The organism is Litorimonas haliclonae, assembly GCF_965138505.1.
Lineage (GTDB): Bacteria > Pseudomonadota > Alphaproteobacteria > Caulobacterales > Maricaulaceae > Litorimonas > Litorimonas haliclonae.
The window spans coordinates 752,643-765,577 of sequence record NZ_CBCSCO010000001.1; the positions used below are offsets into that span (position 1 = coordinate 752,643).

General features: G+C 51.0%; 16 protein-coding genes. 8 read left to right on the plus strand and 8 right to left on the minus strand.

The annotated features are described in order from the left end of the window. Positions 1–27: 27 nt before the first annotated feature. A complete protein-coding gene (locus ACNA05_RS03480) occupies positions 28–417 on the minus strand; it encodes a VanZ family protein (RefSeq protein WP_415809981.1) in 390 nt (129 codons plus the stop codon). A 258-nt stretch (positions 418–675) separates the two neighbouring features. On the opposite strand from ACNA05_RS03480, the gene ACNA05_RS03485 reads away from it, so the two are divergent. From ACNA05_RS03485 to ACNA05_RS03495, 3 genes are all read left to right on the plus strand, one after another. Beyond that, positions 676–948, plus strand: a complete 273-nt coding sequence (locus ACNA05_RS03485) for a 4a-hydroxytetrahydrobiopterin dehydratase (RefSeq protein WP_415809982.1) — start codon at positions 676–678, stop codon at positions 946–948. Between the two features lie 147 nt (positions 949–1,095). Then, the gene (locus ACNA05_RS03490) at positions 1,096–2,958 is read left to right on the plus strand and encodes a DUF885 domain-containing protein (protein ID WP_415809983.1); all 1,863 of its coding nucleotides are present in this window, start codon (positions 1,096–1,098) and stop codon (positions 2,956–2,958) included. 54 nt (positions 2,959–3,012) lie between these two features. Then, positions 3,013–3,465, plus strand: coding sequence for a hypothetical protein (locus tag ACNA05_RS03495; RefSeq protein ID WP_415809984.1), 453 nt, complete (start codon positions 3,013–3,015; stop codon positions 3,463–3,465). Positions 3,466–3,488: 23 nt separating this feature from the next. On the opposite strand, the gene ACNA05_RS03500 is transcribed toward ACNA05_RS03495, so the two are convergent. From ACNA05_RS03500 to ACNA05_RS03530, 7 genes are all read right to left on the minus strand, one after another. Then, positions 3,489–4,265: an NAD(P)H-hydrate dehydratase gene (locus ACNA05_RS03500; RefSeq protein ID WP_415809985.1), complete on the minus strand. Its 777-nt coding sequence runs from the start codon at positions 4,263–4,265 to the stop codon at positions 3,489–3,491. Positions 4,266–4,316: 51 nt separating this feature from the next. After that, complete coding sequence (locus ACNA05_RS03505) at positions 4,317–4,868, minus strand: gamma-glutamylcyclotransferase family protein (RefSeq protein WP_415809986.1); 552 nt, start codon at positions 4,866–4,868, stop codon at positions 4,317–4,319. Positions 4,869–4,873: 5 nt separating this feature from the next. Then, positions 4,874–5,458 carry a poly-gamma-glutamate hydrolase family protein gene (locus ACNA05_RS03510; RefSeq protein ID WP_415809987.1) on the minus strand — a complete coding sequence of 195 codons (585 nt, stop codon included), beginning with the start codon at positions 5,456–5,458 and terminating at the stop codon, positions 4,874–4,876. Between the two features lie 57 nt (positions 5,459–5,515). Continuing rightward, positions 5,516–6,466: a class II glutamine amidotransferase gene (locus tag ACNA05_RS03515; RefSeq protein WP_415809988.1), complete on the minus strand. Its 951-nt coding sequence runs from the start codon at positions 6,464–6,466 to the stop codon at positions 5,516–5,518. Between the two features lie 202 nt (positions 6,467–6,668). Beyond that, positions 6,669–7,064: a YidH family protein gene (locus tag ACNA05_RS03520; RefSeq protein ID WP_415809989.1), complete on the minus strand. Its 396-nt coding sequence runs from the start codon at positions 7,062–7,064 to the stop codon at positions 6,669–6,671. A gap of 20 nt (positions 7,065–7,084) precedes the next feature. After that, positions 7,085–9,526 carry a DNA topoisomerase (ATP-hydrolyzing) subunit B gene (gene gyrB, locus ACNA05_RS03525; protein ID WP_415809990.1) on the minus strand — a complete coding sequence of 814 codons (2,442 nt, stop codon included), beginning with the start codon at positions 9,524–9,526 and terminating at the stop codon, positions 7,085–7,087. A 123-nt stretch (positions 9,527–9,649) separates the two neighbouring features. After that, complete coding sequence (locus ACNA05_RS03530) at positions 9,650–10,120, minus strand: hypothetical protein (RefSeq protein WP_415809991.1); 471 nt, start codon at positions 10,118–10,120, stop codon at positions 9,650–9,652. A gap of 239 nt (positions 10,121–10,359) precedes the next feature. Here ACNA05_RS03530 and ACNA05_RS03535 point away from each other — a divergent pair, with 239 nt between their 5' ends. The 5 genes from ACNA05_RS03535 to ACNA05_RS03555 all read left to right on the plus strand — a co-directional run bounded on the left by ACNA05_RS03535 (position 10,360) and on the right by ACNA05_RS03555 (position 12,844). After that, positions 10,360–10,890, plus strand: coding sequence for a DUF421 domain-containing protein (locus ACNA05_RS03535; protein ID WP_415809992.1), 531 nt, complete (start codon positions 10,360–10,362; stop codon positions 10,888–10,890). A gap of 101 nt (positions 10,891–10,991) precedes the next feature. Beyond that, positions 10,992–11,219: a hypothetical protein gene (locus ACNA05_RS03540; protein WP_415809993.1), complete on the plus strand. Its 228-nt coding sequence runs from the start codon at positions 10,992–10,994 to the stop codon at positions 11,217–11,219. An 8-nt stretch (positions 11,220–11,227) separates the two neighbouring features. Beyond that, complete coding sequence (gntA, locus tag ACNA05_RS03545) at positions 11,228–11,965, plus strand: guanitoxin biosynthesis heme-dependent pre-guanitoxin N-hydroxylase GntA (protein ID WP_415809994.1); 738 nt, start codon at positions 11,228–11,230, stop codon at positions 11,963–11,965. Further along, on the plus strand, positions 11,962–12,567 hold the full coding sequence (locus tag ACNA05_RS03550) for a DUF1989 domain-containing protein (protein WP_415809995.1): 606 nt from the start codon (positions 11,962–11,964) through the stop codon (positions 12,565–12,567). The genes gntA and ACNA05_RS03550 overlap by 4 nt, the downstream gene beginning before the upstream one ends. Before the next feature lie 13 nt (positions 12,568–12,580). After that, positions 12,581–12,844 (plus strand): DksA/TraR family C4-type zinc finger protein, encoded by a 264-nt coding sequence (locus ACNA05_RS03555; protein WP_415809996.1) that lies wholly within the window; start codon positions 12,581–12,583, stop codon positions 12,842–12,844. Positions 12,845–12,935 lie beyond the last annotated feature (91 nt).

The window sequence follows — 12,935 nt, forward strand, 5'->3', positions numbered from 1 at the left end:
TTTTTCACCGCGTATTTATGGCGTAATTTATTTCCTCAGCGCTTTCGCGCCATTCCAAAGACCCCAAGCGACCATTATCCCGACTAAATTCGCCGCAATATCGGCTAAAGAGGCCGTCCGGCCCATATTCATCAGTCCCTGCATGGCTTCCATAAGCACACCAAAGACGAAAATTATTGATAGAACCCGCAAAGTTCGGGGAGTGAAACGCGACAGTAGCGCTAGGCCGGACAAGGTCAGATACGCTATAAAGTGCATAACTTTGTCCGTATAGGGCGAGCCGACTATCCCCGTCCCTGGCTCCAGAGATTGCCAGGCAATGTATAGAGCCGCCGCCAAACAGGACAGCCGCCAGCCCCACGTCACGGCAGAGATGGGCTTCATTTTTAAGCTTGGCTGGGGTGTAAAATCTGTCATCGCAATCGCTCTTAGACATAACTTATGGCAGAATCACGTCCGAATAGCTTTCTTTTCTGTAATTATTCAGACGCCAAATTTAGCAAATTTGCCCGCCTATAGTGGAACAGTTTCTGTCCAGAAGAATTGCATGAAAGCAAGCCGAGCCCCTCTAGGCTATGTGAAGGCAGGCTATGTAAAGGCGGTTACTTAATTTAATTGACCTTACCAAACGGCGATAACTATTCTAGAGACACCTAAAACAGAGAGACTTAAATCATGGAAGTTTTAAATCCCAAAGATGTTGCCGAAGATCTGCCCGGATGGACGGGCGGAGACGATTTCATTACGAAGGTTTTCAAATTTGAAGACTTTGCCGAAGCCTTTGGCTTTATGTCCCAAATTGCCGTCATTGCGAACACAATGGATCACCACCCGGAATGGTATAACGTCTATAACCGCGTGGATGTGACCCTTACGACCCACGATGCGGGCGGCGTTACAGAAAAAGATATCAAGCTTGCCGAAGCGATGGAAAAAGCTGCCGAATAAGACAAGGCCTCGGCTTTTCTTACTGAGGCAATTTCTTAAACCTCCCTCTGGGCCCTATTTATCACATCCTATTATCGGCTCTTGAATTTAACGCCGTAAAGCGTAGGGGAAGGGCTTGTCCAGTTTGATTATGGGATTCACGATCTAATGATGAAATATTTATTCGGCACAAGCCTCGCTCTCCTTTTTTCCGGCATAAGCCCTTTAGCGCTAGCCCAAACGCCATCTGCCCAAGCACCGAGTGTGGCGCCCGGTTTTTGCACAAACGGTCAAATTATTGTGGTGGACGGTCAGACCGAATGCCATATTGAAGACAGCTTAGAAGCGCTTATCGCGGATTACGAAGCCGCCCAGCTAAAACACGATCCTATTACTGCCGGAGAGCTGGGTGACACTGAGGCGCTTCGGAGCCTTCCCAATGTTTCGCTTGAGGCAGAGACGAAAAGGCAGGCTGAAAACACTGAATTCCTGTCCCGTCATGCCAAGCTGTCAACGCGTCCGATGGGCGAAGAGGAACGGCTGAACTATGACCTCCTCGGATTTGCCCTGAAGCAAAAACAGCGTCTGGCTCCCTTTGACGAAGCCCGCCTTCCCTTCACCAATGACAGTGGATTTTTTAACAACGTCATTTACCTTGCGCGTCAAACCCAATTTGAAAAAGCCTCCGATTACGAGGCTTACGCCGCCCGCCTCACCCGCCTGCCACGCTATTTCTCACAGCATAAAACAAATATGAGGCGCGGCATGGAAACTGGTTTCACGGCTGCGGCAGAGATTATGCCCGGCATTCTGGAAACGGTTGAGAATCTATCCGAAGGCCCTGCATCAGAGCACCCCCTTTATGAGCCTTTCAAGACATTTCCCGAGACCGTTTCCGCCTCAGACCAAACCCGCTTGAAAGCCCTCGGAGAAGCGGCCATCGAAAGCGCAGTTCTTCCAGCCTATAAAGACCTAGCCGCTTTTCTTGCGGACGACTATATCCCGGAAGCCCGTCAGACATCAGGGATCGGAGATAGTGAAGAGGCTCGCGATTATTACCGCGCCCTGGCCCGTTATTTCACCACTCTGGATCTAACCCCGGATGAAATCCATCAAAAAGGCATAACCGAGGTGGCACGTATCCGGTCTAAAATGGATAGTATTATCGAAGAGGTTGGTTTCGAAGGAAGCTTTTCCGAGTTCATCGCAGACCTAAGATCAAACCCGAAATTCTACGCGCAATCCGAGCGTGAATTGCTCATGACGGCGTCTTATATCGCTAAAAAACTAGACGGTAAAATGCCGGAATATTTCGGTAAACTCCCGCGTTTGTCTTACGGCGTTATGCCTGTCCCAAAAGAAATAGCGCCGACTTATACGACGGGTCGTTACTGGGGCGGAAGTCCCGAACAGGGCCGCGCGGGTAATTATGTGGTCAACACATATAACCTCAAACAACGCCCTCTTTATAACCTTCCTGCCCTCACCGCGCATGAGGCGGTTCCCGGTCACCATCAACAAATCGCTATTGCCCAGGAACTCGAAGATGTTCCGCGTTTTCGCCAATCCTTATACCCGAATGCTTTCGGAGAAGGCTGGGGCCTTTATTCTGAAAAGCTCGCCGGAGAAATGGGGATTTACGAGACGCCTTATGAGCGCTTCGGCCAGCTTACCTATGAAATGTGGCGCGCCTGCCGCCTGGTTGTAGATACCGGTTTGCATTGGAAAGGCTGGAGCAGAGACCAAGCCGAGGCCTGTTTCTTGGAGAATTCTGCCCTGTCTGCCCATAACGTCAGAACCGAAGTTGACCGCTATATCAGCTGGCCCGGTCAGGCTCTGGCTTACAAAATCGGCGAGATGAAAATTCTGGAGTTACGTCAGAAAGCCAAAGACACGTTAGGAGCGGATTTTGATATTCGTAGTTTTCATGACGCCGTACTCGAAGACGGCGGCGTGCCGCTCAACCTGCTCGAGAAAAAAATAAATCGTTGGATCGGACAGGAAATTCAGCGCGCTGCCTCAGAGAAGTAAGACCAATTTTCCTTTTAGGTTGAATTAAAAATTCTTCCCTCTCATAAAAGATAAATGAAGGTCATATATTTATTTATCGCGAGCCTTTGGCTCTCCGCCCTTACCGCTCAGGCCGACCCACTTGAATGGGCAAATGGAGCTTGGGGAATCGACGTTGAGACCGTCCCGGACGGATTAGATGCGGCGCAGCTCGATAAATTACGAGGGTGTGACGGATCGGCGGTTATGATCAACACTGACCGAGACACAATGCGATATCAGGCTATTCATACAGGCGAAGACGACCTTAAGGCGAAGGCCCCGATATTGGATATTGGCCCTCAATGGTTATCTCTTCGTTATGATGACGAGACAAGATTAATGAAGAATGGTGATCTTCAGATATGGCATATGTTTTTCGTGGATGAAGACACTTTTTATTGGGTTTTAGGATCTGGAGTCTCCGAAGATCAGCGCGAAGGCATTATACCTATAGCGAGAGTAAGGTGCCAGACTCTCATTGGTTAAGCACGGGAGAACTACCCGAACCTTTAATCAGAAAACACATCGTCAATAATTTGATTTAATTTTTCGATTAGGTCACTCGCCGCGAAACTATGGCCCGCATTTTTCGCGGCGCCGCTGTGAATCCAGACACCCGCGCACGCCGCCTCGAATCCCGGCATCCCTTGAGCGACCAACCCGGCGATTAGTCCTGCTAAAACATCGCCGGTGCCGCCCCGCGCCAAGGCCGGGTTGGGATAATCATGTTCAATAGATCGGCCATCCGGATGCGCGATTAGCGTGGCGTCATTTTTTGATACGATAATCGCATTGGCCGTCTTGGCGGCCTTCGTCACGTCATCGATTTTTTTAGAATCCAGTTCCGGAAACATCTTCTTAAATTCCCCGCCATGCGGCGTTAAAATCGTCTCTCCTTTGAGCGGGAATTTATCGGGCGTAGGGAGGGCGGAAGAATCCAGAATGCGCGGCGGACCCTCCATAGCGTCAATTTCCTCATGATGAGAAATGGCGATGCCCCCCGGCCCGGCCAGCCAAGCTGTTATCTTTTCCTCTTTCGGGTCCAACTTGTTTGCAACCATAATGTCAGCAGGCAGGGTTGATCGGTAAATATCATCCCGCACTTCCGCTACCACTTTGATAAGCCCTACCCCCGAGCTTAACGCTGCCTCCGCCGCTAAGCGCGTCGCCCCTGTCAGCTCAGGCGCTGCAATAATCGCGCAAAACCCCCGGTCATATTTGTGCGAGTCCGTCGTCGGGCGCGGCAGATTATCTTTCCAGAAGTCGGGCGAATTGGCTTGAGTCATGAGAAAGAAACGTCAGAGCTTTAGCGAAGGTTCCTTCTGCTGAGTTGCGCGTTAAGAGGCGCGAGGGGATGTAAATAAATCCTGCCAGTTCGAGTGACCTGTCGACTTCAACGTCTCCAAAGCGTCCAGCCTTGACGGGCGGTTTTGATTTTCATCTATCTGATAGGGAGTAGATTTTAATTTGTTTATGTAGTCTTGAGGCAGGCCATTCTCGATAGCTCCTGCAACGACCAAGGCTAAATACCACCCAAAGGGTTGTAGTTGAATATCCATTTTAGGGGGTAAATAGGTTGTTGTTTCAATTGTTTCTCCTGAATTTGTCACCACTTCAAAATCTGTTCTGCGGTCATATCCAAACCACACGCCTTCTGCTTTATCCAAACTCTTGAGATCACTTTTAGCAATCTCAAAAACGACGCCTAGGGCCGTGCTTTTTTGCTTTTCAAAAAGAGCGCCTTTCCCGGACGCATCTCTACCGAGCTTCGAGAAATTAACCGCGTACCCTTCGGCGGTAGCGGATTCAACAAATACGGCACTTGGGCATCGTTTTTGCAGCCGCAAAGCAAGCATGTTTGAGCCGTAGGCAAAATAGAAAAAGTTCATTTCGTTCAACCGTTGAGTTTGGCCAATATGGCGGTACGGATTGCCGAGCAGAACTGTTCCAAGAGGTCTTTTTCTTCCGCCAGCCTGCGTCGGAGCGTTCGCGGAAGCTCAAGCTGCACGCCTTCGCCAGAGCGGGTTCGATTGCAGATATTGGTCTCGTGGACGCCGGGCAGGGTCGTATTAGGCTCAACCCCAAAGCCCGCCTCGCGCAGCGATGCTCCGATGGCGTCGCGTAAGCCGGTCGCGCGGCCACCTAACCATACGGCGTCACTGCCATCATCCTTCCGCCCGTGGATCGCAACAGCCGCGGAAGACCTGCCGACGAGGTCGAGGGCTTTTGGTTCGTCGAAGAGGTGAGACGTTATGTGGAAGTCACCAAATTCCCCCTCTTTCAAGGCTTCAAAGGCGTAGAAGGAGAACGTCGTTCCCGCGATCTCCTCTGCTATTTTCGCAGTCTCAGGTTCAATGGTGCCGCCATGCGGCGCCAGAATCACCACGGGTGAGCCGCGGTCTTTGACGCGGATATCATAGTCGGCGCCCAGCTCATTATTCGCGGCGAGCGCTTTGAATTCCGTGTAGCGATCCGTCATCGACTGTCGTCCTGCCCGCCCGAAAGGCGTTTAACATGTACCCGCAAAATTGAGCGCTCAAACATTTAACTTACTTACCTTTTTCGAAATATTTTCACCTTTCTTCTCGAGCGCTACCATTTCTCCAAATTCGATTCTCAACCATTCCTCCCCGTTTTCGGTTAAGGGCTCTGAGGCGAAAATAGCGGAGGTTGCCTCCGCCTCAGAACAGGCATCGACTTCGTAAGAATTCTTATACTGTTGAAAGTTTTTTCCCATGAGAACATACATTGGCTCCAACAGCATGGAGAGTGCCATGTCGTCTTTTCCGGGCGCGGAGGGGCGTAGGTGTTTCCAATCCCCCTTAACGTCCGTCTCCCCTTCATGCCCGCATCCATAATTGACTCCGATAATCCGGTTCTGCGTGACCAGCGCGATTTTCAATTTGGTCAAGGCAGCCAAGTCGAGCTTTTTCATCGCGTCAAGAATGACGTCCAGCATCTTCTCGAACCCCTCCTTCACGTCTTCATCACTATCGCCGTTAAGAAGTGAGAGGAGAAGAACGAAAAGGAATTCCGTGTCTGTCGTGCCGCGCATCTGGTTGAGATACTCATCCTTACAGTGGGGCAGCAGTTCTCTTTGCAAGAGTCGCCAGTGCGGCAAAGCGCCGTTTTGCGCTATAATCCAAGGCGTCCCGTTAAAGGTGAAGGGGTGACAATTTTCATCGGTTTGGACGACGCCCGCGTGATAACCTGAGGCCCTAATATGAGCCAGCATTGTGCTCGCCTGAAGGCTCGGAATCACGCCCTTGGCGTTGTCGTCGTAAAAGGCCGCCTTCGGTCTATGATAGAGCAATGGCTCTTCCGGTTTCAAAAGATGTTCGCTCCAGGCTCCAAATCCCCACCCCGCCAGCTGAAGGTGTGGATGAAGCTCCGGGTCCAGACTCTGGTTTACGAGACTGTTCTCCGGCTCCAAGAGCAGGCTTTCAAGGGGTATTTCCGGGCCAATATAGGCGAGAACGCGACACATAAATTTCCTAACTTTTTAAATCAACGCAAGCCGGAGAAAAATGTTGCGCGCAAAGTAGGAACTTCAAGAAAACCGATTCCACCTCCAACTTTTTCTGGATAGGTGCATCGAAAAGTAGCCTGCACGTTGGGGGTGCCGCCATTGTTCTTCGCTCAAAATATTGGACTATTAAAACAGCTTCAGAATTAGCCTATGCGCGCGGTTAGGTCGTCCAATCAAAATACCAGATCCCGGAAGCAACTGCGATGGCACCGAGTATCATGATACCGCAAAGAAGGCGCAGATGGTTGCGCGACGAGGTTTCAAATTTATGACTATTCATGCGGTGAAAGACCTTGCGGGCCTGACGGTAGGCAGAAAAGAAAATCAGAACCGCAATGACGGCAAAGCCGGACGCGACAAGCTTGGGAAGCCAGACGGGCTCGATCTTACCAAACACCGCTTGAAAACCGAGCGCAAGACCAAGGCAGGCCAATCCCGTGCGCATCCAACCCGCAAAGGTTCGTTCATTGGCCATGAGAGTGCGATCTTCGGCAAAGTCTGTGCGGTCCTTGGCGAGACCGTTTTTACTCTTGGACTTTTCCGTCTCATCCGCCATGTCAGCCCTTCAAATGCGCCCTAACTATCCACCTCGGCGTCGAGCGCGTTGGAAATGATGAAATCCCGGCGGGGTTCGACCACATCGCCCATAAGCTTGGTGAACAAATCATCTGTAACGTCCGCCGCCTCGACCTTGACCTGTAAGAGCGAGCGCGCATTTGCGTCCAGAGTCGTTTCCCACAATTGATCCGGATTCATTTCGCCCAATCCTTTGTAGCGCTGGATCTTAAACCCTTTGCGGCCGCCTTCGAAGATGACTTCGAGGAGTTTGGCCGGGCCTGAAATTGAAACTGGGTCATCGTCGCCGCGGCGGAACTGCGCCCGTCCGACGTAAGTCTCTGCCAGAGCCGGAGCCAATTTATGTAGCCTCCGCGCATCGGAGCTATCCCGGAAACCAGGGCGTAGGATTACGCGGTCTGTCACCCCGCGCACATCGCGTTCAAACACAAGCGCCCCGTCGTCGTCATAGCGTCCGGCCCAGCCGTCTTCGCCTTCATCCGCCGTCAGGTCGAGACGCGCTGCTGCGGCGTCGAGGAGTTCCGGATATTCTTCCACATCCAGCACCCCGGCAATGGCGAGCTGCGCAATAGCAGAATTTGGCGCGCGGTGTTTCATCCGTGTGAGCAGGCTTTGTACTTGCAAGGCTTCTTTGGCCACACGCTTTAAATCTTCGCCGGAGACGACAGAACCGTCTTGCAATGTCAGCGTCGCATCCTTTACGCCGCCATCGATCAAATACTGGTTAAGCTGACTTTCGTCCTTGAGATATTGTGTGCTCTTCCCGCGCTCGACCTTATAAAGCGGCGGCTGAGCGATATAGAGATAACCACGCTCAATTAATTCCGGCATTTGGCGATAGAAAAATGTCAATAAGAGCGTACGAATATGCGCACCGTCGACATCGGCGTCGGTCATGATGACGACTTTATGGTAACGGATTTTTTCAATATCAAAATCGTCACGCCCAATCCCGGTGCCGAGCGCCGTAATCATCGTCCCGATTTCCTGGCTGCTTAACATCCGGTCAAAGCGCGCGCGCTCCACATTGAGGATTTTACCCTTGAGAGGCAAAATGGCTTGGTTCTGACGATCACGCGCCTGCTTGGCAGAGCCGCCCGCAGAGTCCCCCTCCACGAGGAAGATTTCAGCCTTGGACGCGTCGCGTTCTTGACAATCGGCGAGCTTGCCGGGGAGCGAGGCAATATCAAGCGCCGATTTGCGCCGCGTCAGATCGCGGGCCTTGCGCGCCGCTTCGCGGGCGGCGGCAGCTTCAGCAATTTTCTGAACAATGATTTTAGCCTCGGCCGGATGCTCCTCAAACCATTCACCGAGCGCCTCATTCATGGCGGATTCGACAACCGGACGAACTTCAGACGAGACAAGCTTGTCTTTAGTTTGAGAGCTGAATTTCGGATCCGGCACTTTCACAGATAGGACGCAGGTCAAGCCTTCGCGCGCGTCATCGCCGGAAATAGAAACTTTCTCTTTCTTGGCCGTGCCGGAACTCGCCGCATATTTATTTATGGTGCGGGTCAGCGCCCCCCGAAAGCCCGCCAAATGCGTTCCGCCGTCGCGCTGCGGAATGTTATTAGTAAAGCATCGGACATTCTCGTGATAGCCGTCATTCCACCACATAGCGGCTTCGACGCTAATGCCTTCGCTCTCGCGCGTGACAGAAATGGGCCCGTCTATCAATCCCTGTTTATTTGTGTCCAAATGCCGGACAAAAGCTTCAATACCGCCCTCATAATAAAGCGGCGTGACAATGTCTTCTTCCGGCCGTTCATCGGTAAGGATAATCATGACGCCGGAATTCAAGAAGGCGAGTTCGCGTAACCGGCGCTCTAACGTGTCGCGGTCAAATTCGACCATAGTAAAGGTCTCTTCGGACGGCAGGAACCGCACTCGGGTGCCGGTTAGCACGCGTTGGGACCCATCGCGGCGATCATCCATCGGCGCGTCGCCGACAATCTTGAGCGGAGAGACGGTCTCGCCGTGAGAGAACTCCATGTAATGTTCTTTACTGTCCCGCCAAATCGTTAGCTCCAGCTTTACGGACAACGCATTTACAACCGATACGCCCACGCCGTGGAGGCCGCCGGAAACCTTATAGCTGTTTTGGTCGAACTTCCCGCCGGCGTGGAGCTGCGTCATGATAACTTCGGCAGCAGAGACACCTTCTTCTTCGTGAATAGCGACAGGAATTCCGCGCCCATTATCGCGGACAGAAACAGAGCCGTCCGTATGCAGCGTGACTTCGACGCGGTCGGCATGTCCGGCGAGGCTCTCGTCAATCGAGTTATCCACGACTTCATAGACCATGTGATGCAGGCCAGAGCCGTCATCCGTGTCGCCGATATACATGCCGGGGCGTTTGCGCACGGCGTCGAGGCCCTTCAGGACCTTGATAGATTCCGCGCCGTAATCGGCGTTTGGTAGGTTTTCAGCAGGTTCGGCCATAATCATCCCTCTTCCCGTTTATCCGACGCGAAAATCTGCACCGAATCACGGGTTTTACTTGGTTTTATATAAGGGGTTTGAACAGTAATTGGTAGGGCCGAGTGGGTATTAGCCCACAAGGACTTAGGCTTTGTCCGTCGGCGTAATACTGCGGATAACATGGAGCACTGTCTGCAAAAGAATGAGTACAATACTGACGCTGATGGCGCTGACGAAAATAATCAATCCGAAAGTGACATTGTACAAAACATAGTACCAAATTTCCGGCACTTTCTCGAACTCTCCGATCGGAAGCGACAGGGTCAAAAGCAAGATAACCGAGCTGATAAGGCCGATGGCACTGGTCAGCCCGATGAGAGCGACCGTGCGGTACAGCTCATCGCTGAAATCCTTGTCGATGCGCCTGACGAGGCCCACCATGGTCAGCATCAGCGCCAGCGTCGTTCCAGAACTGGCCATGGTCGCACTGCCCAAATAGAGTCCGCTTTGCTGTAAATTATCAAACAAGCTTAAAACTTCGGCTTGGGAGTAAATCGATCCATTTAAATATCGCGCTAATAGACCAACCAAGCAGATAATTATAAAGCCGGCCATTGCCGATTTATGTCGGAGAAGCGCCTTCAGCATTAACCGTTACCTCTCAAAAAATGTTCAATAACATAAACTCCAAAATTTAACCCGACTCCGGTCCATAAGTTCCTTCTAATCTCAGCCGAACTCGGATTTTGATTTAACGACCGAATTTTTTCGCAACCTCGTGCTTAGTCAGCTGTTCTAAATAAGTAGCCGGGGACATACTTCTTGTCCCGTCATTTAGACCAGAAGGTAAAGCTATGTTAGAGTGGATAAGTACGTCGCCCAAAACCGCTATGCTCATACTACTTAGCGCGGTTTTTATTTATTTAACCCTCATTTTGTTTACCCGCATATCAGGGCTTCGTAGTTTTTCTAAAATGAGCGCCTTTGATTTTGCGATGACCATCGCCGTCGGGTCGATCATGGCAAGTGTCATTCTTTTAGAGCGTCCTTCAATGATAGACGGGGCGGTAGGATTGGGGGCGCTGTTTGCACTCCAAGCCTCTGTTGCATTTTTGCGGCGAAAGTCATCCCGGTTTTCGAAACTGATAGATAATGAACCGAAACTTTTGATGAAAGACGGGAAAATTCTTTACGAAGCCTTGGCAAAAACGAGTGTGACTGAGGAAGATTTGATCGCCAATTTACGTAGCGCCAACGTGCTAAAATATGACCAAGTGCGTGCGGTGGTACTCGAAACGACAGGAGGCATGTCAGTGTTACACTCTTCTGACCCAAACATCGAACTTGAAGACCGCATTCTTACCTCTGTCAGGATGTCGAGTTAACCTATGTGAACAGAGTGCAGATACTAGGTCTCTCAAATCTTATTAGGGGAACCTTGCCGACGTTGCCACGTAGAATTAGTCCCGCACATATGGAGAGAGACGTGACAACACCCGAAGAGAAATCTGCTGAAAACCTTCACGAAAAAGAGAAGGAAGAATGGAAGGAAAGCCGAGATAAAGCTAATTCCACGAACATCAATGATGCCTCGCCTGCCCTAAAGCAGGACGCTTTGACAAAAACAAAAGAAAGCGTTGAAGAGGATGATTTGTCAGATCTTGAAAATGAAGATCTTCCTAAGAAACCCAGTAAAGCAGACGACCGCGGATAGGATTGACCATGGCGCGCCGTCAGAACAAAATTAGCTCTCAGCTTTCACCTGCCGTATTTTATAATACGAGTGAGTTGCACGCGATAAATGAGATTAAAAACTATATTCAGTCTCCTAAGTTCCCCTGTGTCGGCGCGAAGGGTGCGTTATCACAAAGTGCGGTGACTTTTCGTGTCTATGACGAATTGGCCGGCGAAGCTGGCGCAGCAAGCTTACATTTTGATTTAATGGAATATGTCGCTTCTCTTTCGCCGGATGATCCTCGCATCCAGTCTTTTGTAGCGATCTTCAAAACAACGGACGGCTCTTCGGAAATCGAATTTGAGGACAAGCTGTTTAGGCAGCTGAGCTACCTCGTTGACGAGAGCGACTCGCTGTCACTCAAATGGAATGCGGAAGTGTCCTCGGATCCTGAAAACCCTCACTTCTCAACCAGTATCGCAGGTCATCCCTTTTTTATCGTTGGCATGCATCCTAATTCTTCGCGCGCTGCGCGCCGGACGCCATATCCTGTATTGGTATTTAATTCTAATCTGCAGTTTAACCGCCTTCGGGAAGATGGCCGGTATGACAGATTAAAAAAGATTATTCGCGAAAGAGAGTTAGAGATAAACGGCTCCATCAATCCGATGCTGGATGACTTTGGCCGCTCTTCTGAAGCGCGCCAATATTCTGGCCGCAAGTTAGAAGAAAGCTGGAAATGTCCATTTCACTCCAAGGTCGCCAATACGGAGACCAAGAAATGAGTTCCGCGAAAACACATCGTATCCCGCCGCGTTCGGGGGTTAGTTTCAAAATTAAGAAGGGTCAGTATCTAACCGTGATTGATCCCGAAGGAGAACAAGTCTCCGATATGATTAGTTACAGTGTCGAAGATCCTCGAGAATACTTATCGTCGGGACGAAGTATAGATTATGCAAGCCGGCTTTTTCTCACAACAGATGACATCCTCTATTCAAACCGTAGCACGCCGATGTGGACCATAGGAGAAGACCAGGTCGGGCGGCATGACTTCACGTTGACGCCCTGTTCTGCCGAGATGTTCCGCAAGCTTTACAACGAAGATGACCCGCATCGCGGCTGCTTCGGGAATTTGTCGGCAGCGGTGGCGAAATATGGCATTGGTCCGGACCAAGTGCCCATCGCTTTTAACATCTTTATGTATGTGCATGTCGATGGCGATACGGGGGAGATTGAAGTGCGGCCGCCCAAAAGCAAAGCCGGGCAGTTTACCCGCTTTCGGGCAGAGATGGATATGATCGTCGCGCTCACAGCTTGTTCGGCGGGACAATCCAATAATTTTGATTTTAAACCCATTGATTACTACATTTCTGAAGAGGGAGTTTAAAAGGAGGCGGCTTATGGCAGGCGGATGGACGCGCGACGGCGCAATCCAAGATCAAATTGACGATACAGTGTCAGATGCGGTGAAAGCCGCCCGAAAACGCATGCCCCAAGGCGAAAGTGCCAAAGAATGTGTCGAATGCGGAGACGAAATCCCCAAAGCCCGAAGAGAGGCCCTGCCGGGCGTAAAGACCTGCGTGCTGTGCCAAGCCGAACGGGACGGGCAATATGTGAGCGTCGGCATTAACCGACGCGGCAGTAAAGACAGTCAGTTGCGATAGGGCCTGCTCACGGTGATCTGGTCAAACGGAGCAGATGCGCCTATTAACGTGTTTTCAAACTGCCCCACAATTTCTTGAACCCAAAGAGTGA

Bases quoted from the DNA above. Each gene is read 5' to 3' on its own strand.
- ACNA05_RS03480 (WP_415809981.1), bottom strand. From the start codon at position 417: ATGACAGATTTTACACCCCAGCCAAGCTTAAAAATGAAGCCCATCTCT.
- ACNA05_RS03485 (WP_415809982.1), top strand. From the start codon at position 676: ATGGAAGTTTTAAATCCCAAAGATGTTGCCGAAGATCTGCCCGGATGG.
- ACNA05_RS03490 (WP_415809983.1), top strand. From the start codon at position 1,096: ATGATGAAATATTTATTCGGCACAAGCCTCGCTCTCCTTTTTTCCGGC.
- ACNA05_RS03495 (WP_415809984.1), top strand. From the start codon at position 3,013: ATGAAGGTCATATATTTATTTATCGCGAGCCTTTGGCTCTCCGCCCTT.
- ACNA05_RS03500 (WP_415809985.1), bottom strand. From the start codon at position 4,265: ATGACTCAAGCCAATTCGCCCGACTTCTGGAAAGATAATCTGCCGCGC.
- ACNA05_RS03505 (WP_415809986.1), bottom strand. From the start codon at position 4,868: ATGAACTTTTTCTATTTTGCCTACGGCTCAAACATGCTTGCTTTGCGG.
- ACNA05_RS03510 (WP_415809987.1), bottom strand. From the start codon at position 5,458: ATGACGGATCGCTACACGGAATTCAAAGCGCTCGCCGCGAATAATGAG.
- ACNA05_RS03515 (WP_415809988.1), bottom strand. From the start codon at position 6,466: ATGTGTCGCGTTCTCGCCTATATTGGCCCGGAAATACCCCTTGAAAGC.
- ACNA05_RS03520 (WP_415809989.1), bottom strand. From the start codon at position 7,064: ATGGCGGATGAGACGGAAAAGTCCAAGAGTAAAAACGGTCTCGCCAAG.
- gyrB (WP_415809990.1), bottom strand. From the start codon at position 9,526: ATGGCCGAACCTGCTGAAAACCTACCAAACGCCGATTACGGCGCGGAA.
- ACNA05_RS03530 (WP_415809991.1), bottom strand. From the start codon at position 10,120: ATGGCCGGCTTTATAATTATCTGCTTGGTTGGTCTATTAGCGCGATAT.
- ACNA05_RS03535 (WP_415809992.1), top strand. From the start codon at position 10,360: ATGTTAGAGTGGATAAGTACGTCGCCCAAAACCGCTATGCTCATACTA.
- gntA (WP_415809994.1), top strand. From the start codon at position 11,228: ATGGCGCGCCGTCAGAACAAAATTAGCTCTCAGCTTTCACCTGCCGTA.
- ACNA05_RS03550 (WP_415809995.1), top strand. From the start codon at position 11,962: ATGAGTTCCGCGAAAACACATCGTATCCCGCCGCGTTCGGGGGTTAGT.
- ACNA05_RS03555 (WP_415809996.1), top strand. From the start codon at position 12,581: ATGGCAGGCGGATGGACGCGCGACGGCGCAATCCAAGATCAAATTGAC.